Annotated in this window: 19 protein-coding genes; 13 read left to right on the top strand and 6 right to left on the bottom strand. The window is 62.6% G+C overall.

Annotation, left to right across the window (positions count from 1 at the left end):
• Positions 1 to 78: 78 nt before the first annotated feature.
• The 4 genes from RY113_RS12420 (at position 79) to RY113_RS12405 (ending at position 5083) form a co-directional block, all read left to right on the top strand.
• Positions 79 to 342 (top strand): hypothetical protein, encoded by a 264-nt coding sequence (locus tag RY113_RS12420; protein WP_146212954.1) that lies wholly within the window; start codon positions 79 to 81, stop codon positions 340 to 342.
• A 159-nt stretch (positions 343 to 501) separates the two neighbouring features.
• The gene (gene ligA / locus RY113_RS12415) at positions 502 to 2757 is read left to right on the top strand and encodes an NAD-dependent DNA ligase LigA (RefSeq protein WP_396334241.1); all 2256 of its coding nucleotides are present in this window, start codon (positions 502 to 504) and stop codon (positions 2755 to 2757) included.
• 18 nt (positions 2758 to 2775) lie between these two features.
• Entirely contained in the window at positions 2776 to 3618 is an 843-nt protein-coding gene (locus RY113_RS12410) for an inositol monophosphatase family protein (protein ID WP_315914797.1), read from the top strand.
• Between the two features lie 88 nt (positions 3619 to 3706).
• The gene (locus RY113_RS12405; RefSeq protein ID WP_315914796.1) at positions 3707 to 5083 is read left to right on the top strand and encodes a CoA transferase; all 1377 of its coding nucleotides are present in this window, start codon (positions 3707 to 3709) and stop codon (positions 5081 to 5083) included.
• Here RY113_RS12405 and RY113_RS12400 read toward each other — a convergent pair.
• The 5 genes from RY113_RS12400 to RY113_RS12380 all read right to left on the bottom strand — a co-directional run bounded on the left by RY113_RS12400 (position 5080) and on the right by RY113_RS12380 (position 11000).
• Positions 5080 to 6471, bottom strand: coding sequence for a glycoside hydrolase family 3 N-terminal domain-containing protein (locus RY113_RS12400; protein WP_315914795.1), 1392 nt, complete (start codon positions 6469 to 6471; stop codon positions 5080 to 5082). The genes RY113_RS12405 and RY113_RS12400 overlap by 4 nt on opposite strands.
• A gap of 5 nt (positions 6472 to 6476) precedes the next feature.
• The gene (locus RY113_RS12395; protein WP_110104478.1) at positions 6477 to 7316 is read right to left on the bottom strand and encodes a carbohydrate ABC transporter permease; all 840 of its coding nucleotides are present in this window, start codon (positions 7314 to 7316) and stop codon (positions 6477 to 6479) included.
• A gap of 1 nt (position 7317) precedes the next feature.
• Positions 7318 to 8280, bottom strand: coding sequence for a sugar ABC transporter permease (locus tag RY113_RS12390; protein ID WP_315914794.1), 963 nt, complete (start codon positions 8278 to 8280; stop codon positions 7318 to 7320).
• 123 nt (positions 8281 to 8403) lie between these two features.
• Positions 8404 to 9756 (bottom strand): extracellular solute-binding protein, encoded by a 1353-nt coding sequence (locus RY113_RS12385; RefSeq protein ID WP_315914793.1) that lies wholly within the window; start codon positions 9754 to 9756, stop codon positions 8404 to 8406.
• Between the two features lie 92 nt (positions 9757 to 9848).
• Positions 9849 to 11000 (bottom strand): ROK family protein, encoded by a 1152-nt coding sequence (locus tag RY113_RS12380; RefSeq protein WP_315914792.1) that lies wholly within the window; start codon positions 10998 to 11000, stop codon positions 9849 to 9851.
• Positions 11001 to 11473: 473 nt separating this feature from the next.
• Here RY113_RS12380 and RY113_RS12375 point away from each other — a divergent pair, with 473 nt between their 5' ends.
• The 9 genes from RY113_RS12375 to RY113_RS12335 all read left to right on the top strand — a co-directional run bounded on the left by RY113_RS12375 (position 11474) and on the right by RY113_RS12335 (position 19958).
• The gene (locus RY113_RS12375) at positions 11474 to 11971 is read left to right on the top strand and encodes a GNAT family N-acetyltransferase (RefSeq protein ID WP_315914791.1); all 498 of its coding nucleotides are present in this window, start codon (positions 11474 to 11476) and stop codon (positions 11969 to 11971) included.
• A gap of 42 nt (positions 11972 to 12013) precedes the next feature.
• The gene (locus RY113_RS12370; RefSeq protein WP_315914790.1) at positions 12014 to 13414 is read left to right on the top strand and encodes an LssY C-terminal domain-containing protein; all 1401 of its coding nucleotides are present in this window, start codon (positions 12014 to 12016) and stop codon (positions 13412 to 13414) included.
• A 124-nt stretch (positions 13415 to 13538) separates the two neighbouring features.
• A complete protein-coding gene (gene gatC / locus RY113_RS12365) occupies positions 13539 to 13835 on the top strand; it encodes an Asp-tRNA(Asn)/Glu-tRNA(Gln) amidotransferase subunit GatC (protein WP_110104472.1) in 297 nt (98 codons plus the stop codon).
• A gap of 3 nt (positions 13836 to 13838) precedes the next feature.
• Complete coding sequence (gene gatA, locus RY113_RS12360; protein ID WP_315914789.1) at positions 13839 to 15401, top strand: Asp-tRNA(Asn)/Glu-tRNA(Gln) amidotransferase subunit GatA; 1563 nt, start codon at positions 13839 to 13841, stop codon at positions 15399 to 15401.
• A complete protein-coding gene (gene gatB / locus RY113_RS12355) occupies positions 15401 to 16909 on the top strand; it encodes an Asp-tRNA(Asn)/Glu-tRNA(Gln) amidotransferase subunit GatB (RefSeq protein ID WP_315914788.1) in 1509 nt (502 codons plus the stop codon). The genes gatA and gatB overlap by 1 nt, the downstream gene beginning before the upstream one ends.
• A 397-nt stretch (positions 16910 to 17306) precedes the next feature.
• Positions 17307 to 18356, top strand: coding sequence for a hypothetical protein (locus RY113_RS12350; RefSeq protein ID WP_315914787.1), 1050 nt, complete (start codon positions 17307 to 17309; stop codon positions 18354 to 18356).
• Between the two features lie 24 nt (positions 18357 to 18380).
• Positions 18381 to 19190 carry a hypothetical protein gene (locus tag RY113_RS12345; RefSeq protein ID WP_315914786.1) on the top strand — a complete coding sequence of 270 codons (810 nt, stop codon included), beginning with the start codon at positions 18381 to 18383 and terminating at the stop codon, positions 19188 to 19190.
• On the top strand, positions 19187 to 19564 hold the full coding sequence (locus tag RY113_RS12340) for a hypothetical protein (protein WP_315914785.1): 378 nt from the start codon (positions 19187 to 19189) through the stop codon (positions 19562 to 19564). Before RY113_RS12345 ends, RY113_RS12340 begins: the two co-directional genes overlap by 4 nt.
• 142 nt (positions 19565 to 19706) lie before the next feature.
• Entirely contained in the window at positions 19707 to 19958 is a 252-nt protein-coding gene (locus tag RY113_RS12335) for a hypothetical protein (protein WP_315914784.1), read from the top strand.
• A 59-nt stretch (positions 19959 to 20017) separates the two neighbouring features.
• On the opposite strand, the gene RY113_RS12330 is transcribed toward RY113_RS12335, so the two are convergent.
• On the bottom strand, positions 20018 to 21025 hold the full coding sequence (locus tag RY113_RS12330) for a formylglycine-generating enzyme family protein (RefSeq protein ID WP_315914783.1): 1008 nt from the start codon (positions 21023 to 21025) through the stop codon (positions 20018 to 20020).
• Between the last annotated feature and the right edge of the window lie 59 nt (positions 21026 to 21084).

Raw genomic sequence — 21084 nt, 5'->3', positions numbered from 1 at the left:
GAAATTGTTAGGTTATTGATAGCCGCCCGGTTGGAAAAGCCAGCACAGGGTATTTTCTTCTCACAAAGGATGTTCATCATGGCAATGATCGGTAATGATCCCCAGGACATGGCAGAACTGGTTTCCAAGTTGGCTTCAGCCATTGACCAGATCACCACGGCAATGTCCACCCTTGACGGCAAGGCTCAGTCCGTTCGCTGGGAAGGCGCCGACGCCACCCGCTTTAAGGGCACCACCTGGCCCACCTCAAAGAAGCAGCTCAATAACGTCATCAATGATCTGACCCAGGTCAAGACCTTGGTCAACAAGCAGAAGCTGCAGCAGATCGAAGCTTCACGCTAGTCCCCACTCGCCGGCCGCATAAATCGCTGACGCGATTTATGCGGAACCTGGCGAGCGTGGGCCCAGACCGGCTCCCATTTGTGGGGGTCGGTCTGGCGTTTAAGTGCCGCTTCGCGCTGATTGGTGCGTCAGGGCAGCTTCGTGGGGCAAGATAGAACCGTGAGCAGCCAGAACGTAGAACCCCAGCCCGTAGAGTCCCCGCCCGTAGAGCCAAGCGCTGCGGAGCGTTATGTGGTTTTAGTGGAGTTGATTCAGTCCTACCGGGCTGCCTACTACAACGAGGATGCGCCGCTGGTCTCCGATGCGGAGTTTGATCTGCTCTACAGTGAATTGGAAACTCTGGAGGCGCTCCACCCCCAACTGGTCAGCAATGATTCCCCCACCCAAGTGGTGGGTGGGGATGTCTCGGTGGCGTTTGCCGCCTTCGAGCATTTGGCCAGAATGTATTCGCTGGAGGACGTCTTCTCTCTTGCGGAGTTGGAAGCATGGCTGCTCAAGGCGGCCGCCTCGGTGGAAAACCGGGGTGGTACGGCCCCGAAGTGGCTCACGGAACTGAAGATTGACGGCCTGGCCGTGAATCTGCTCTACCGCGACGGCGTGCTGGTGCGGGCGGCCACTCGCGGCGACGGCACAACAGGTGAGGATGTCACGCACAATGTGGCTACCATCAAGGACATTCCGCAAAAGCTGCACGGTTCCGGATTCCCCGCTGAGGTGGAGATCCGTGGCGAGGTGTTCATTGGTTCCAAGGACTTCCTGGCGCTCAATGAGGTGATGGTTGCGGCCGGAAAGGCGCCGTACGCGAACCCGCGTAACACGGCGGCCGGTTCTTTGCGGCAAAAGGATGCTGCGGAAACTGCCAAGCGGCCGCTGAGCATGTTTGTGCACGGCATCGGTGCCCGTGAGGGGCTCACCACGGCCACCCAGTCCGAAACGTACGAGCTCCTCAAATCGTGGGGCATGCCCATCAGCCCTTATTACAAGGTGCTAGACACGCTGCCCGAGGTCATGGACTTCATTGCCTATTACGGGGAGCATCGGCACGATCTGATCCATGAGATTGACGGCATTGTTGTCAAGGTGGATGACCTTGCCACGCAGCGCGAACTGGGCCACACCTCCCGCGTGCCGCGCTGGTCCGTGGCGTATAAGTACCCGCCGGAGGAAGTTCATACCAAGCTGCTGGACATCAGGGTCAATGTGGGGCGCACGGGCCGGGTTACCCCCTACGCCATCATGGAACCAGTTCTGGTGGCCGGCTCCACCGTGGAAATGGCAACCCTGCACAACCAGGATGTGGTCAAGGCCAAGGGAATCTTGATTGGCGATATTGTGGTGCTGCGCAAGGCAGGGGATGTCATTCCGGAGATCGTGGGCCCCGTTATGGCACTGCGTGATGCCCAGGTTCCGCCCGTGCGTGAGTTCATCATGCCCACACACTGCCCTTCCTGCGGCACTGAACTGGCGCCGTCCAAGGAGGGTGACATTGACATTCGTTGCCCCAATAGCCGCTCGTGCCCGAGCCAACTCACCGAACGCGTGGCGCACCTGGCCGGACGTGGAGGCTTTGACATCGAGGCCCTTGGCTACGAGGCGGCCCGGGCGTTGACCGCCGGGCACGGCCCGGATCCGGCGGAGAACGGTGGGATCATTGCACCGGCCGGCCCTGGCCCCCTGGTGAGTGAAGCGCACGTTTTCGATATTGCGCAACTGGATTTATCCGGCGTGATGGTGTGGCGTGAAAAGCGGTCAAAGGGTGAAGGTACCGGCATCTTTGAGCTGACCCCATACTTCTACACGAAGGCCACGGCGAAGAAGCCTTCCGTGCCGTCCAAAACAACAGAGAAGTTGTACCAGGAGCTGGAAAAGGCGAAGAAGGCGCCGCTGTGGCGGGTGTTGGTTGCCCTGTCCATCAGGCATGTTGGGCCCACGGCATCGCGCGCGCTGGCCACCCGGTACGGGTCCATCACAGCCATTGTGGAGGCGCTCAAGGCCCCGAATGCGCGGGAGCAACTAGCTGATGTGGATGGTGTGGGAGCCATCATCGCAGAGGCTTTGATCGAGTGGTTTGAGGTGGATTGGCACCAGGAAATCATTGCCGCATGGGCAGCTTCGGGGGTGCTTATGGCTGATGCTGTGGACGAATCCGTTCCCAAGACCCTGGAGGGTCTGACCATTGTGGTGACGGGGACCCTGCCCACACTCAGCCGTGACGAGGCCAAGGAAGCCATCATCACCCGTGGCGGAAAGGCGGCCGGGTCGGTCTCCAAAAACACCTCTTATGTGGTGGCCGGTGAGGCTGCGGGCACCAAGTTAGACAAAGCCGAGGCGCTGGGCATCCCTGTCCTGGACGAGGACGCTTTCTTGCAATTACTCGCCAACGGACCACTTCTTGACGCCGAGCCCACTGAATAACAGACACGAAGGAGCACCATGAACGTCCACCCTGTCCCTGTTGATGAACTGTTGGAGGTAGCCCTGCGCGCCGCTGCCGCAGGTGCCGCCGTGCTTGCGGCCCGGGATCCGGCAGGATTTGGGGCCACGGAGAAATCCTCTGATGCTGATTGGGTTACTGCCTTTGATGTTGCCGCAGAGAACGCCGTGCGGGCAGTGATTGCACAGGCCCGCCCGCATGACGTCATCACGGGGGAGGAGCTGGCCCCTGCGCTTCCCGAGACGCCCTCCGGGTACAGGTGGAGCATCGATCCGCTCGATGGCACCATGAACTTCATCCGCAACATTGCCTACTACGGCACCTCGGTGGCCGTGATGGGGCCCAGCGGCGAATGGCTCGCCGGGGTGGTCAACGCCCCGGCACTGCGCCGCGTGTACTTTGGCTCCCGTGGAGAAGGTGCTTGGCTGGATGAGAAACGCGCAGATGGCGCCCAATCGGTGCGGCGTTTGAGCGGTCCTGTAGAGAAACGCGGTGGCACCCTGATTTCCACAGCACTGACGTACGATCCGGTGGTGCGCCACCGTTTGGTCTCCGAACTGGATTTCAAAATGGACCATTTTGGTGACTTCCGCCGGCTCGGCTCCGCCGCCCTGGAACTGTGTGCCGTGGCTGAAGGATCCGTGGATGCGTACCTGGAATACGGCCTGTTCGAGCACGACTTTGCCGCCGGCGGGCTCATTGCGGAAGAAGCCGGTGCCTGGGTGCACCTGCCCACCCTCAGCCCAGCCATTAACGGGCTGCCAACACGTGAAGAGGTCCTGTCCGTGTGGACCGGCGCCTGCGTGCCCGGGCTTCAAGGCGGCTTCGCCCCGGAGCAGTAGTTTCAAGGGTGCCAGGGCGGCACCCAGCCGAAGGCTAGGGCCGGTGCCCCGGTGGCCGGTCATGGGGTAGTTGTCGTACTCTGATGCCATGGGTGAGAAGCAGTTTCCGCAAGAGCCGGCGAGCACCGGAAACGGGGTGCTGGCCGCGGCCTTTGATGTGACCGGGCTGGCGGTCTCCAGCATGAGTGCTGCAGCCGGGGCGATTGCCCGGTTAGTCCAACACCATGGCTCTACCGCCCCTGACCTTTCCATCGACAGTCAGCTTGCCTCCTTCTGGTTTGGGGCATCGTTCAAACCTGTTGGCTGGGAGCTGGCTCCGGTGTGGGACAGCATTGCCGGGGACTACCGCTGCGCCGACGGCTGGATCCGGCTGCACACCAACGAACCTCATCACCGTGCTGCTGCCTTGTCGGTACTTGGGCTGGGAGCCGGCGCAGACCGCGCAACTGTTGGCACCGCAGTCGAACATTGGATGGGGGAAGACCTAGAAGCTGCGGTGGTTGCGGCTGCTGGCTGTGCCGCGTTCATGCGCTCGCAGGAGCAGTGGCTGGCGCATCCGCAGGGTCGGTCTGTGGCTGCCGAACCGCTCGTGATCTGGGGTGCCCCGCGGCTGACGGACGACGGCGGCACGCGCCAACACGCCCGGCCCGCCAGTGCCGCACGCCCACTGGAAGGGGTGCGGGTGTTGGATTTAACCCGTGTCATCGCCGGTCCCGTGGCCACCCGATTCATGGCGATGTACGGGGCAGAGGTGCTGCGAATCGATCCGCCAGAGTGGGCGGAGCCTGGGCTGGAAGCCGAGCTAACGGTGGGCAAACGCTGTGCCCGGCTGGACCTGAAATCTGCCGATGGGCTGGCCAAGTTGCACAAATTACTTGCCGGGGCCGACATCCTTATCCACGGTTACCGTCCGGATGCGCTGGACCGGCTGGGCCTGTCCGAAGGCTGGCTGGCGGAGCGCCATCCGAGCCTGGTCAACGTGGCGCTGGACGCTTATGGGTGGAGCGGGCCGTGGAAGCGCCGGCGCGGCTTTGACTCACTCGTGCAGATGAGCTGCGGGATTGCGCACGCCGGGATGCTTCACTTCGGCTCGGACCGTCCACATCCGCTGCCCGTGCAGGCCCTGGATCACGCTACGGGGTACCTTTGTGCCGCAGCCGCTATCGACGCCTGGCGCGAGCGGCTGGATGGAATTCTCCGCAGCGCCAAGTTCTCGCTGGCCCGGACTGCCGTGGAGCTCATGCGCACCGGGCCCTCGGACCCGCTGGCGCCGCCACCCCTACTCGACCCGGCGGTGCTGCTGCCCGAAGAGACCGCGTGGGGCCCAGGCCTGCGGCTGCCGCCGGCGTGCCAAATTTCCGGTCTTGTTGCCTCTGCCGATGTTCCGGCCCGGGGATTGGGCAGTTCCGAGGCTCGTTGGCTCAAGCCCCGGAATGCCAGAGTGGTGCGCGCCGAAGGAGGCTAGAGAAGCAGCTCCATGAGGGCCGTGGACACTGCCAGCGATGCCCCGTAGCTGACAATGTCGGCACCGCCGCGGGGCCAACCGCACTCGACGGTGATGGTGTTGTGCCCAGCGGAGCGAAGAGCTTGGGCCAGGACCCAGACCGGATGGTCGGCGTCCAGCCCGCGTCCCACGAGGGCCACCTTCTGGCCCGGGTTCAGGCCTTCTTGAGGCACGGTGCCTCCCGTGGCGGCCGGACCCCACGGGACGGTGCCTACGGCAAAGTTGGCCTGTGTTTCCAACTGGACCACGGCGGCCGGGGACGGATCAGCCAGCCAAGTATTGGCCGTGGCAGAGAGATCAAAGGTGCTACGGATTTCTGCCGCCGCCGGAATGGCCGCGGAAGAATTCACGGCAGCACCGCTGTGGGCGGGGAAGTCCCCAGCCAGTTTTGCGGTGCGCGCCGCGGCGTCCTGAAGCCGGGCCAGCGGGAGTGTGCCCTCAGCAACTGCCGCCACCACGTACTCGAGTACGTCGTGGTATTGGCGGGCCGTGGTCTCGGAGCCAATGCACAGCAGATCGGCACCGGCTGCCAGGGCACGGACTGCAGCCGCCGGTATGCCAATGACTCCGGAGGCCCCCACCATGTCTAAAGCGTCTGTGATCACGGCACCTTTGAACCCGAGCTGGCCGCGCAGAATATCCTGCAGCACTATCGGCGAAAAAGTTGCAGGGTTGGCAGGGTCCAGTGCCTCAACCACAATGTGGCTGGTCATGATGCTTCCAACCCCAGCCATGGCCGCCGCCTTGAACGGAAGTAGTTCCCGTTCAAGGAGCGTCTGCAGCGGGGCTTTAACCCGGGGCAGGGCCAGGTGTGAATCATCGTGGGTGTCCCCATGCCCGGGGAAATGCTTGGCACAGGCAGCCACGCCGGCAAGCTGCAGGCCCTCCACCCAAGCCACCGTGTGCCGGGCCGCGTGGAGGGGGTCCGCACCGAAGCTGCGGACCCCAATTACGGGGTTTTCGTCCGCGGAGTTCACATCGGCATCCGGGGCAAGATTCAAATTGATGCCAAACGCTGCGAGCTCCATGCCAATGGCCGAGGCCGCCGCAGCCGTCACATGGACGTCGTCTATCCGCCCCAGGACCGCATTGCCGGGCTGGTTGGAACCGGCCAGGTAGTGCAGGCGAGTGACATCGCCGCCTTCCTCATCGACTGACAGGAGGGCGTGCGGGGACCGCCGGCGCAACTGCGTGCACAGTGCCGCAAGCTGATCCCACGAGACCAGGTTGGTGCCGAACAAGCACACCGCGGCCAATCCGTCGTCGAACGCGTCAAGAAGCCAGTCCGGGGCAGTGGTGCCGACAAATCCTGGCATGAGCGTTCCGGCGGCCAGACGCCGCACATCCACGGGGCTCATCCTTTCACCGCCCCGCTGACGAGCCCGGAACTCATCTTGCCCTGGACGATCAAAAAGAAGATGATGACCGGAACGGCAACGAGCATGGAAGCGGCCATGACCATCCCCCAGTCGGTCTCCCGGGTGGCCGAGGCTTGGACGAAGCCGCGCAACCACAGCGGCAGTGTGCGGGACTGGTCCTCGGTCATGACGACCAGGGCGACGGTGAACTCATTCCAGGCCTGCAAGAACGCATACACCCCGGACGCCACCAGGCCCGGTGCAAGCAGCGGGAACGTGATCTTCAGGAACGCCTTGGTGCGGGAGAGCCCGTCCACCATGGCGGCCTCCTCCAGCTCTGCGGGGACGCCGGCGACGAAGCCGCGCAGCATCCAGATCGTAAAGGGCACAACTGCGGCCGTGTACAAGATGGTCAGGCCCACAATGTTGTTGAGCATGCCAACTGAGCTCATCATCTTGTACTGGGCGATGAACATGCCTTCGGCCGGGAGCATCTGGATTAACAGCAGTGCCAGGATGAAGGACTTGCGGCCCTTGAACTTGAAGCGGCTGACGGCCAGGGCACCGAGGAAGGCGATGATCAGCACGGCCGCGACCGTGCTCAGCGTGACCGTCAGTGAGATGGTGAGTGCGCCGAGGAACTTGCCGTCGGCCAGGGCTGCCGTAAAGTTCTCCAGCGATCCGCCGAAGGGCAAGAACGTGGGTGTGGTGGACTGCAAAACAACGTTGGGCAGCATGGAGGAGTTGAACATCCAGTAGACCGGGAAGGCCCACAGGATTGCTATTGCCACGGCCAGGGCGGTGAACAGAGCAGTAATGATTGACTTGCGCCGCATGTTAGTTTTCTTCCTTCATGAGGGAACGGACGTAATACCAGCTGATGCCGATTGTCAGGATCAGCATGAGGATGGACACGGCGCTTGCCATGCCGAAGTCCCCGGAGCCGACGCCGAGCTGGTAAATGAAGGTGCCCAGCATGTTGGTTTCGTTGGCAACACCGCCGGCGTCTTGCAGGAGCTTGATCTGGGTGAACACGCGCAGGTCCCAGATCAGCTGCAGCAGCAGCACGATCGACAGGACCGGGGCTATCAACGGCAAGATGATGTAGCGGGTGCGCTGCCAGCCGGTGGCTCCGTCCATACCGGCGGCCTCGAGGACCTCGCCGGAGATTTGGGTCAGGCCGGCGTAGAGGCTCAGCGCCACGAACGGTACGGACATCCATACGACAATGACAACGGCGATCAGGAAAAACGTGACCGGATCAGCCAGCCAGTTGTGGCCTTCGGCATCAATGCCGAACTGGACTAGGAGCCAGTTCAAGACGCCGCGGCGCCAGTCGATGAGCCAGACCCACACGGTCATGGCGGCCACAACGGGCATGGCCCAGGCCAGCAGCATGGAAACTTGCAGCATCAGGCGCGCTGCCGTGCCGACGCGCTGCATCAGCAGGGCCAAGAGGCCGCCGATTGCCACTGTCAGGAACGCCGAAAGCAGACAGAACAGCAGTGAACGGCCAAGGACCACCCAGAGTTCGGAGGTGCCCAGAAGTGCAAAGTAGTTCTCGAAGCCGACGAATTCAGGAGATCCGCCGAACTGCTGCATCAGGCCGAATTTTTGGAAGCTGGTGATGATCTGCCAGCCCACGGGGTAGCCCAGGGCTACCAACAAGATGATGATGGCCGGAAGAATCAGGTAGTAAGGAGCCTTGCTGGCTTTGCGGCGCCGGATGGCGGGGCCGGGCTCGGATGACTGTCCGCCGCGACCGGGTGCGAGGGGGGGCGCTTTGGCGTCCGTTGACATAGGGGGCCTTTCGTGACGGCGGAAACTGCCGTGGTTCTTGCTACAGGTGGCAAAGCGGTGGTGACCGGGGCTCTTACGAACCCCGGTCACCACTATTGGTGCTGTGTAGCTGCGCTCTTGTCTTTACTTCAGGTTCAGCTGCGGGGTGATCTTTTCGTCGTACTGCTTGGCCAGTGCGGCAAGGTCGGTGGCGTCGCGAAGTTTTCCGAAGAACTCCTCAAGGACCAGCGAGGTCTCAACGGATGCCCAGCCTGGAGCGGCGGGGGTCAGCTTGGAGTTGGAGGCGGAGGCAATGGCTGCCTTGGCGAACTGGTCATCGCCTAACGAATTCACGTAGTCCGAGTTGGCCGGGCCCAAGCCCGCACCGCCGAGCATGTTCTGGTATTCCTCGGAGAAGATGATGCGCATCAGGTCCTTGGCCAGATCCTGATTCTTGGACTTGGCGGAGATGCCGATGTTGGAACCGCCGGCCAGGACCGGAGCAGGCTTGCCGTCGTTGCCGGGAAGCACCAGAGTGCCGAACGTGTCCTCATTCCAGGTGCGCACGTCCTTGCCCGTTGCATCATCCTTCTTCAAGTCGCCGATGGACCAGTGGGCCCAGCCCGGAGCCATGATGGTGGCAGCAGCCAGGCTCGTCTTGCCTGTGGGCTTGCCGTCATCGCCGAGGATTTCATCGGCGTCGTTGATGTACAGCCACGGGGTGGCATCCTTGGCATCAGAGGGGGCCTTGGAAGCATTTTTGTACAGGTCCCGCAACTGTTCCAAGCCCTTGAGCGTCTTGGCATCGGCAAGGGTGGAAACCCACTTGCCGTTTTCCTTCTTGGCCAGATCCCCACCGTTCGCGAAGATCCAGGAAACGCCGTTGCGCCAGTCCTGGCCACCCAGGAAGAAGCCGGAGAAGTTCTTGATCTCGCGCGGATTCTTATCAGCAATGCTCTTCATACCTGCATTGAACTCATCCAGCGTGGTGGGCGTGGCAACGCCGGCTTCTGTCCAGATGTCTTTACGGGTGAACATGTAGCGTGAACCGAAGTAGTAGGGCAGCGCGAACTTCTTGCCGTCCACCGAACCTGCCTCGACGAAGGACGGCAGGAGCTTGTCGCCGCCGAGTTCGTCGTACATGTCGGAGAGGTCGGCAAAGGCTCCGACGTTGGTGAAGGTGGGGGACTGGGTGTTGCCCATTTCCACCACATCCGGGGTGTTGTTGGCATCGGGCAGTGCCGTGGTCATCTTGGTGACAAGGTCCCCCCAGCCCTGTTCTTCAATCTTCAACGTGGCGCCGGTCTTGGCCTTGAAGGTGTCTTTCAAGTAGCCGCGCAGCTCATCAGAGGTGTCCCCTCCTGCGAGCCACAGGGTGATAGAGCGGTCGGCGTTATCTGACGGGTTACTCCCGGACTCGGCGGAAGTGCCGGAACCACAGGCTGACAGGGTCAATGCTGCAGCGGTAATAGCTGCGATCCCCAGATACTTCTTCATGCAATTTCCTCTTTCGACAAGGGGCCTCGGGTGGGCCGCAAGGGAACGATGTGGTGCTTATTCAAAGGTGTGTGGTGCCTGGCGGAATGCGCCTAGTCCACTCCCAACTGACTGGACAGAACCATGACGGCCGTACCGCGGAGCACCGTTTTTTCGGGTTCATCCGCGAGTCGAACAGTTGTTGGGGGTGGGTAGAGGGGGAGCACCCGTTGGGCGAGTGTTTCGCGGACGCTCTCAATCAGCGTCCCGTCCAGGAGGGCGGCCGGACCGCAAAGGACAACCTCCGCGACGTCGATGGCCGCCACGATCGGGGCTAGGGAAATGGCTAGGCGTTCGCCGGCGGTACGCAGGACAGCATGAGCGGCGGCCTCGGGGTCCGGGCTTTGCGCCGCGGCGGCGAGGGCCGTCTCGAGGGCGGGCACGGCCAACCAGGTTTCCAGGCAGCCGGTGCGGCCACACTGGCACGTGGCGCCGCCGTCGGTACCTACTGTGACATGGCCGATTTCTCCTGCGGCGTGGTGGACACCGCTGGCACGGATCCCGCCCACCATAATGCTGGAACCGACGCCGCGGCCCACCCGGACCAGGATCATGTCATCACTGCCAGTGCCGAAAGTGTATTCACCGTGCAGGGCGGCGTCGGCATCGTTATGGACAAGGGTGGGCAGGCCGGTAGCGGCCTGGATGGTGGCGCCCAGCGGCACATTGGCCCAACCCAGGTTGGGAGCGGTGATGACCACGCCGTCAGCGTCCACGATTCCGGGGCTGCCCACGCCGATTCCCAGCAGCGGCTCGGTGGCCAGCGCCACGGCGTCCCGGGCCAGACCAATAACGAGTGCCGTCAGCTCGGCACCGCTTTCGGAGGTGATGGCACAATCCGTGCGGGCCAAGATGGTGCCGTCCAGGTCCATGACGGCGGCGCGCAGGACATTGTTTTCCGTCAGGTCCAGGCCAACGATCTGCAGGCCGTGCCGGTTGATGTCGACGAGGATGGAGGGCTTGCCGGGGCGTATTGCCTCGGAAGGGCCCAGCTCTACGGCGTGAGTGCGGGCGATCAGCTCGGTGACAAGGTCAGAGATGGTGACACGGGTCAGGCCAATAGCGCGGGAGAGATCGGCGCGGCTCATGGCACCGGCGGCGTGCAGGGTGCGCAGCACTAGTGAGAGGTTGTAGGCGCGGACGTCGGAGGGAAGGCTGCCTGCGCGGTCTGGGCCCGTCCTGATGCGGGGCCGTGGAGTGATCATGAATGTTAGTAAACTGTACTAACAAACTCTTTGTAAAGCTTTTACGCAAACTTGTCTCAATGGTCCCAAGTGTGATAATACTCTCAACGGCGTGAAATTCACGCACCCGCGGACGCTGCCAGTAACGGGAGGGCCGTGCATTGCTGCTGAGCTGCCTCGTCCGCGGCGCGTGGCCGTCCTCTGCGCACCAATAAAGCGCACACTGGCACTTCGCAGCGCGCGTAAACAAGCCGTAAACAAGCGGCAATCCGTCTCGATTCCGGGGCCCGGCAGGCTCGGACCGCAGAAACTGCCCGGCACCATACCCGTGCAAGTCACGAGGGAAAGCCGGACGAGACCGGCTGGAAAGACAGGGGAACCGGACTGTGTCCGAAGCCGGTCTGCGGTGCTTTTGGTGTCAAGTGCGAGGCGTAGGGGAGCGAGAATTGAGAAAATACGTCACGCCAGCACAGAAAACGGAGAAATTTCCCGCCATGAACTTAAGCATCCGCACTGCAATTCCTTCCGATTATGACGCCATCGCTTGTATTACAGCCGACGCCTACCTTGGTGCCCGGTATTTTGAGAACGTGGACCATCCGTACATGCGCAAGATCTTGCAGGTGGCCGAACGGGCAGCTGTGGCGCAGATGATTGTGGCAGAGCGGGATGGCGCCGTCATTGGCTCAGCCACCTTAGCGGTGTGCGGCGATGAATGGGCGGATGTAGCGCTGCCCGATGAGCTGGAATTCCGGCTTCTGGTGGTGGACCCTGCCGTGCAGCGCAGTGGTGCCGGGCGGGCCATGGTGGAATACATCCTGGCCCATGCCAAAAGCCTGCCCGGGATCAATGCGCTCAGCCTGACCACGGGCGAGGACTGGGCCAGCGCCCATGCCCTGTATCAGCGGCTGGGATTTTCCCGTGCACCCGAGCGTGACTGGCCCATCCCGGAAAACGGCAAGATGTTGCGTGTGTACCGGATGGAGCTTTAATGAGGAGGTGCCACCAAAAAGCCTCCGCTATAGGATGGCCTCATGGGACCCGGGGAGCACTCCGCGCCAGTACCGGCCGCACCTGTTGCCGCGCCAGTACCGGCCGCGCTAGTGGGCAGCCAGCATAAAGTGGGCAGCCATGACCATCTGCTGCAGCGGAGCTCATTTAACTCGCTGGTGGACAACCTCGTCTTTGCCTTCAGCGGGATTGCGGCTTTGTGGCTGGCCTGGCTGGTATTGAGTGAATCGTTGCACGTGGGCTGGTATCTTGTGCCGTTCTTCGTCCTGTTCTGGCTCATCTTGGCCTACCTGGTGTTGCCACGGGTGCATAAGATTTTGACCTCCATCTATGTCCCTGATTACTTCATTGGCCGGGCCCGCACCAGTGACGGGCTGCTGGGGGACCCCATTAACCTTGCCGCGGAGGGCAGTGAAGCCCAACTGATCGCGGCTATGAGTGGTGCCGGCTGGATCCGCGCCGATGCGGTGACCTTGCGCTCAAGCTGGCGCATCATCACCTCCACGGTGTTCAAACGCAGCTACCACAAGGCGCCCGTGAGCCCCTTGCTGCTCTTTGGCCGGCAACAGGACCTGGCCTATCAGCAGGAAGTGGCTGGCAATCCCGCCAAACGCCACCACGTGCGGTTTTGGAAATGCCCCGATGGTTGGTTGCTGCCAGGCGGGCATAAGGTTCAGTGGCTCGCCGCGGGCACCTTTGATAGGGCTGTGGGCTTCTCACTTTTCACGCTCCAGATCACCCACAAGATCGATTCCGACACCGACGTTGAGCGGGATCACATCGTGGCAACTCTGACGGAGAGCCACCCAGAGGTATCGGTGCGCATTATTGAGGATTTCTCCACCGGCTACCACTCACGCAACGGTGGCGGGGACAGCATTGAAACTGACGGAAACCTGCCCGTGGTGGACGTTGGCAAGGTGACGGGCGCCGCCCTGGCCGCGGACCAGAGTGCGGAGGCGCGTGTGGCTGCGCGGGAACGGCGCCGCCCGCTCTCGATTGTGCTTGGAGTGGTCCTCATGAGCATCCGGGTAGTGGTTGGTGTTCTCACCTTGAGCCTGGCGTTGGGGGACAGGGTCAGCATTATTGGCGAGGTAGCGGCCTCACTTCCCGGTGGTAACGCCTCCCTAGCTGCCCTGTTCGTGAACATTGCCATGGCCGTCACGGCCGCCTCCATACTCCTGTATGCGGCGCTCTCGGCCCTGGTTTTTCGCGGCAGCAATAGGGCTCGGGTCACGGTCATGGGCTTGAGCGTGTTGTTGTTGGCGGGTGCGGCCCTGGGTTTCTTCAGTGGCACCTGCGTCACCTTGCGCGGGGATCTGTTCGGCCTGCCCGTGGATATCCTGGTGCTGCTGGCATTGTCCGCGCAGAACTCAAGTACGTTCTCGCGCCGGGAAGCGAGCCCTGCTCCGAGCGTTGAATGACCATGCGCCAGTAGTAAATGCGCGGGCAGGAAACGCGTCAGTAGGAAATGCCAGGCGGGATTTGCCGCCCGCCATGGGAGATAAGCTAGGGGTACACACTTATTTACTTTTGTAGGGGAGATCCATGGCTGCGATCAACCGTGACGACGTGGCGCATCTGGCGCAACTGGCTCACATCGAGATGAGCGACGAAGAACTGGAGAGCATGGCCACTGAACTGGCAGTGATTGTGGATGCAGTGAAGAGCGTCAGCGAGGCTGCCGGGGCAGATGTTCCCGCCACCTCACACCCGATCCCGCTGACCAATGTCATGCGCGAGGACGTAGTGGGCCATGTGCTTACCGTGGAAGAAGCCCTGTCCGGGGCGCCCGATGCCGCCGATGGCCGCTTCAAGGTTCCCGCAATTCTGGAGGAGAGCTAATCCATGAGTGCATCTGCATTGATCCGTTCCAGCGCCGCCGTGATGGCCGCCAAACTCGCCTCAGGCGAGATCACCTCCGTTGAGCTTGTTCAGGCTCACCTTGACCGTATTGCCGAGGTCGACGGCGGTGAGCGCGGCATCCACGCGTTCCTGCACGTTAACGCCGAGGAAGCGCTGGCCGTGGCTGCCGACGTCGACGCCCGCCGCGCCGCCGGCGAAGAGCTCCATGAGCTTGCCGGTGTGCCCATCGCCATCAAGGACCTGATTGTCACCAAGGGCCAGCCCACCACGGCTGCTTCCAAGATCCTTGAGGGCTGGATGAGCCCCTATGACGCCACCGTCATCAAGAAGATCCGCGCCGCCCGCATGCCCATGCTGGGCAAGACGAACCTTGACGAATTCGCCATGGGTTCCTCCACCGAGCACTCCGCGTACGGCATCACCCGCAACCCGTGGGATCTGGACCGGATTCCCGGCGGCTCCGGCGGCGGCTCGGCTGCAGCCGTGGCAGCCTTCGAAGCACCCCTGGCCTTGGGCACTGACACTGGCGGTTCCATCCGCCAGCCCGGCGCCGTCACCGGTACCGTAGGCGTCAAGCCCACGTACGGCGCGGTTTCGCGCTACGGTGCCATCGCCATGGCGTCCTCGCTGGACCAGATTGGCCCGGTATCCCGCACCGTCTTGGACGCAGCCTTGCTTCAGGAAGTCATTGGCGGGCACGATCCCCTTGATTCCACGTCCCTGACGGATCCCTCCACGGGCCTGGCCGACGCCGCCCGCTTGGGCAACGTTGCCGGCATGAAGATCGGTGTGGTGAAGGAACTGCACGGCGAAGGTTTCCAGGCCGGCGTTGAAAACCGCTTCAACGAATCCCTGGACTTGTTGCGCGAAGCAGGGGCTGAGATCGTTGAGGTTTCCTGCCCCAACTTCAAGTACGCCCTCGGTGCCTACTACCTGATCATGCCCAGTGAGGCATCTTCCAACCTTGCCAAGTTCGACGGCGTCCGGTTCGGCAACCGCACGTTGCCCACCGATGCTCCGCTCACCATTGAGCGTGTCATGGCTGCCACCCGCGCCGCCGGTTTCGGCGATGAGGTTAAGCGCCGCATCATCTTGGGCACCTACGCCCTGAGCGCTGGCTACTATGACGCCTACTATGGTTCCGCGCAGCGTGTGCGCACTTTGGTGCAGCGCGATTTCGAGGCCGCCTTCGCCCAGGTGGATGTGCTCATCTCGCCCACCACGCCCACCACGGCGTTCAAGCTGGGTGAAAAGATTGATGACCCGCTGTCCATGTACCTGCTGGACATTGCCACGATTCCGGCTAACCTGGCCGGCATCCCCGGCTTGACCCTGCCTGGTGGCCTGGCCGATGAAGACGGCCTGCCCGTGGGTATCCAGCTGCTGGCCCCGGCCCGCGAGGACGCCCGCGTTTACCGTGTTGGTGCCGTGCTGGAATCCCTGTTGGAGACCAAGTGGGGCGGCCCCATGCTGGACCAAGCCCCGGCACTGGCATCCACCGCCGTCGAGGCCACCGCCAAGATCGCAGCCGAGGAGGCAAACTAATGAGCAACGAAACCATTCTGAGCTTCGACGAAGCCCTGGAAAAGTACGATCCAGTCCTTGGTTTTGAGGTGCACGTTGAGCTGAACACCAAGACCAAGATGTTCTCCTCGGCACCGAACGTCTTTGGTGATGAGCCAAACTCCAACGTCAATGAGGTGTGCCTGGGTCTGCCCGGCGTGCTGCCCGTGGTCAACAAGAAGGCAGTCGAGTCCTCGATCCTGATCGGCCTGGCGCTGAACTGCAAGATTGCCCCGCACAGCACGTTTGCGCGCAAGCAGTACTTCTACCCGGACACCCCCAAGAACTTCCAGACCTCCCAGTACGATGACCCCATCTGCTACGACGGCTGGATCGATATTGAACTTGAGGACGGCACCGTCTTCCACGTGGAAATTGAGCGCGCCCACATGGAAGAAGATGCTGGCAAGCTCACCCACATGGGAGGTGCCACGGGACGCATCCAGGGTGCTGATTACTCCCTCGTGGACTACAACCGTTCGGGCGTGCCCCTGGTTGAAATCGTGACCAAGACTATCGAAGGTGCCGGTTCACGTGCGCCGGAACTGGCCAAGGCTTACGTTGCCGCCATCCGCGAGATTGTGAAGAACCTGGGTGTCTCAGACGCGAAGATGGAGCGCGGCAATGTCCGTTGCGACGCCAACGTCTCCCTGCGCCCCTACGGGCAGGAAAAGTTCGGCACCCGCACCGAGACGAAGAACGTGAACTCGCTGCGCGCCGTCGAAAACGCCGTGAAGTTCGAGATCCAGCGCCACGCCGCCGTCTTGGATTCCGGTGTGCTGATCACGCAGGAAACCCGCCACTGGCATGAGGACACCAAGTCCACCACCTCGGGCCGGCCCAAGTCAGATGCTGATGACTACCGTTACTTCCCCGAGCCGGATCTGGTCCCCATTGTCACCAGCGCCGCCTGGGTTGAGGAGCTCCGCGCCACTCTGCCCGAGCCGCCGGCCGAGCGCCGCAAGCGCCTGCAGGCGGACTGGGGATACACCGACATGGAATTCCGCGACGTGGTCAACGCCGGACTCATGGACGAGATTGAAGAAACCGTCACCGCTGGCGCAACAGCAGCTGCGGCCCGTAAGTGGTGGATGGGTGAAATCGCACGCCGCGCCAAGCTGGCAGACGTGGATCCCGCCGCGTTGGGCGTCAGCCCCGCCGTCGTGGTGGAGATTGAGAAGCTCATCGCCTCGGGTGCCATCAATGACAAGCTGGCCCGCAAGGTGCTGGACGGCGTCCTTGAGGGCGAAGGCACACCCACAGAGGTCGTGGCCAAGCGCGGCCTGGCCGTTGTCTCCGACGACGGCGCCCTGCAGAGTGCGATTGACGAGGCCCTGGCAGCCCAGCCCGATGTTGCCGAGAAGATCCGTGGCGGCAAGGTGCAGGCCGTTGGTGCGATTGTTGGTGGCGTCATGAAGGTGACCCGTGGACAGGCCGATGCGGCTCGCGTGCGCGAGCTGATCCTCAAGACCCTGGGCGTGGAGGGCTAGTCCCCACACCCTCCCGACGTGTGGCTCGCAAGCGAGCCGCACTTCGGGGCCCTCGGGTGTGTGGGCCCACCCACACCCTCCCGACGTGTGGCTCGCAAGCGAGCCGCACTTCGGGGCCCTCGGGTGTGTGGGCCCACCCACACCCTCCCACGCTTTGCCAACGTGTGGCTCGCAAGCGAGCCGCACTTCGGGGCCCTCGGGTGTGTGGGCCCACCCACACCCTCTTTCCCGTTCTTCCTCTTCGAGCCGTGACTTCCTATTCGTGAGGTCACGGCTCGCAGTTTTTTTCTGAGGGACTGTCACAATGCTGCAAGCACAGGGGGAGTGTCTGAGCCCGGGTGTAGCCTGTGAACGGGCACTGAATGGGGCCAGTATCTGTCTCGAGGGGGACCAAGCAATGAGTGGACCACAACCCTGGCCGGGCCCGAACGGAAAGCCGTCAGGGAGCAACGTTCCACCCCCACCAAATGTGCCACCTGCCGGGTCACCCAGCGGACCATTTGCCGGGCCACCCGCTGGCCCGCCCAGCGGAGAGTCCAAGGGCAAGATCGCGGCCTGGATCGCGGCTGGAACCGTCCTTCTGGGCGCCATCATTGTGGGCGCGGTCTTTGCGGTAAATACCCTCTTGGGTGTCCCGGCCCAGCCGCCGCTTGCTGGCACGGCCGGCCAGAACCAGGGCGCCTCGCCCAACTCCTCGTCACAGATGCAAGACGCCACCGGGGAACAAGACTCTGCGCCACAACAGGGCCAACCCGAGTCGCAGTCCGCACCCCAGCGCCTGAACACAGTAGATAACTCCGGCTACTCCAATGCTGACAAGGCGTATTGCAAGTGGCAGGGGAAAGTGGTGTTTGTGGGGGCCTCGGACTCCTTCCGTGCTGCGATCTGCGAGATCAACGGCGAGACCACTTACCTGGGTCTGGATAAGAAATCAGGCTCCACGATAGTGCTACCGGCGAGCCGAACCTCCAACTCAGCCCAAGCCCGAAACGGCAACTACAGCTATGCCTTGAACGCCTCAACGTTCACCATCTCGGCAAATAATGATGTTATTGCGGAAGAAAAAATGCTTTCGTGGTGGACTCCCAGTGCCCCAGAGTTGAAGTTGCCAGGGGACTTGGGCCTGAGCCAGCCCATCTCCTACCCGGCGTGCGATGGTACCGGGGTCATTGTGCTGGCCACAGCATTCGAACCAGCCACCAATGCGGCCACCATTGAACAGGCGTTACGGGCCAACCCAGGATCCATGTACCTGCGCACGGACCTGTCCTGCGATAACTTCCGGGGCCCGTCCAAGGCTAATAGCAATGGCAATTCCATTTACGCTGTCATCAAGGCCGTGCCGGGGAGCAAATCCGATGTCTGTGCCGCCATGAAGGCGTATGACGCCACTGGTGAATGGCTGGAAAACAATGTTGATCCGGCAACTAATGTCACGTGCTCGTGAGGGTACCCGTGGCATCATGAAACCATGACTTACGCTTGGGACATCCGTGCACGTGTGCAATCTGAGGGAGGCGCCCATGTCCAGGAGGACAGTTGTGGCCACTACGGCCCCAACGCGTGGATCATTGACGGCGCCACAGCGCTCCTAGAACCTCTGAACCTGCCATCCGCCTCGGACCCGCAATGGCTGGCCCAGCTTTTGAGCATGAAATTTGCCCAGGCCTCCGCAGGAACCGGGGAACACCAGCGTGGGTCCGCGCAACCCGATGACAGCGGTGTTCGTGGCGTGCTTGCGCGTGCGCTGGAAGAGATTGATCATGAGGCAACGGCACTCGTGGGAAATGAAAAGGTGCGCTTTCCCAGCGCTGCCGTTTCCGTAGCCCAGCTGAACAGCAGCGGAGTTGAGATCGCCAGTCTGGCCGATTGTACTGTTGTTGCCAGAATGCCAGACGGAGAAACCCTCCTGATCCGGGCCGAACTTGCCGATTCCCGCATCCCACCGGAGGCAACGGCCCAGGCCCGGCTGCGCCTGCTGCAACAGGATCGCGAACTGCGTAACACCCCGGGCCGGTTGTGGGTGGCGCGGCGGGAGCCGGAAGCGGCTGATCACGCCCACGTGGTCCAGATTGGGCGTCCCGAGCTTTTGGTGATGGCCAGCGATGGGGCGTGGCGCGCAGTCGATCTTGGCCTGGTCAGCGGACCGGGCGAGTTCCTGGACCGGAGCCGCAACACCCTTGATGCCTTGGGGCTCCTGCATGAATTACGCATGCACCAGCAGAAGATCGGTGAGGTGGCCGATGACGCAACCATCCTCACCCTAGCCCCGCAGGCTTGAGCCGCGCAGAACCCAACCTCTCGAACTTCAGCCGCGCAGCCATGACCCGGCGCATCACCTGGGAGCAGCTGCCGCAAACGGTGCGCGACGGCGTCGAGAGTATCTTGACTGAGCCGGTGGTGGCTGCCGTGTCTGCCCCAGGCGGGTTTTCCCCGGGGTCGGCGGACCGGGTGTTGCTGGCCTCGGGGCGGCGGGCGTTTGTGAAGGCTGCCAGTGCGCTTGAGAATGCCACAACTCCGGTGCTGCACCGCCGCGAAGCCGCCGGCGCTTTGGCCCTGCCACAAGACATTCCGGCGCCTGAATTTCTGGGAATGTACGACTTCTGGGAATGTACGACGACGGCACCTGGGTTGCGCTGGTACTGGCCGATGTAGCGGGTCACCATCCGCAGGAGCCCTGGCAGGAGAGCGAACTTCTCGCGGTACTTGACGCACTGGAGAAGATTGGCCGTGTCCCACTCAGGACGGAACTGCCGTTGCCGCACTCTCAAGAAGCGCTCAAGGGCGCCTTCATGGCTTGGGAGAAGTTGCGGACTGGTCCTGGGCTGCCAGCGGGGCGTCCTGGGTGGACGCGCTCAGCGTGCTGATCAACGTCAAGACGCTCAACCCCGAGGCGGCGCTGGATCATTGGTTCACCACACACCCCGTATTCGCCGCAGTGGGGGAGGATTCCGTAGCGGAGGATTCGATCAACGCCGTGATGGCAGGGTGGGCTGGATACTTCCTGGACATGTCCCGGCGCCCCGACCCGCCGGGCATCCCCACGTAGCGGGAGAGCCAAAGAAGGCAGGGGCAGATTGTGTGCGCGTGGCTGCGCTAGTGGCTGGATTAGTGCTGGGCGGCGACGGTCCTGAATCCGAGGTTTCCGCTGGCAGATTCGGGGGAGTTGGAGCTGCGGGCCGCTAGCCGGTAGCGGTTGCAATAAGAATCGTGGCACAAGTAGGAGCCGCCGCGCATCACCCGGCCGCGCCCAATGGTGGGGCCCGCCGGATCTTCCACAGTTCCTGCGGCCAGGCAGCTCTTGTAGTACTTGGGTAAGAACCAGTCCGCGCACCATTCCCAGACGTTGCCGCTGGTCTGGAGCAGGCCGTACCCGTTGGGTTCGAAACTGGCCACGGGAGCGGTGGTGAGGAATCCGTCGTCGCACGTGTTTTCCGTGGGAAAAGTGCCCTGCCAAATGTTGCAGCGGTGCAGGGTCTCGCCGTCGGCTCCTGTCCCGTGGAGCTCATTTCCCCAGGGGTACCGTGATTGGGCTAATCCGCCGCGGGCAGCATATTCCCACTGTGCCTCGGTAGGCAGGACCCGGCCCGCCCACGCGCAATATGCCAAGGCATCCGTGTGCGAGACCTGGGTGACGGGGTGTTCCGGGATGTCCTGCCAGTGTGAGAGCGGCCCGGCTGGGTGCGCCCAGCTGGCACCGCGCACGTTTAGCCACCAGGGAGTGCCAGCTGCGGTGCCGAGAATATCGGCCTGATCCGCCTGGACGGCAAGGTGAAAAACGGCAGAAGTACCGTAGATTTCCGACTCCGTGCGGTAGCCGGTGGCTGCAATGAAGGCAGCGAATGCGGCGTTGCTGACGGCGGTGACATCAATTTCGAAGTCTGAGACAAAAACTTGGTGGACGGGCGTTTCACCGTCGGCGGGGTAGCCCTCGTCAAAGGGATCGCCCATGGCGAACGTGCCTGCCGGGATGTTCGCCTGCTGCGCATGAAAGGAATCTGTGGATGAGCTGTTCCCGGTTTTGGCGGGGACGCTCAGAGAAAACACCTGGTTCGTGGCGGAGGAATGCTCCGCATGGCCCGGCGCACGGCCTTCGGGACTGCAACAACTAGACATGGACTCTCTTCACACAGGGATCAAAGTACTCCTACCAGTCTAAGGAGTGAGACACGCCC

This window comes from Arthrobacter sp. lap29 (genome assembly GCF_032458965.1).
GTDB classification, from domain to species: Bacteria; Actinomycetota; Actinomycetes; order Actinomycetales; family Micrococcaceae; genus Specibacter; species Specibacter psychrochitiniphilus.
This window is presented reverse-complemented; position numbering and strand designations above follow the sequence as displayed.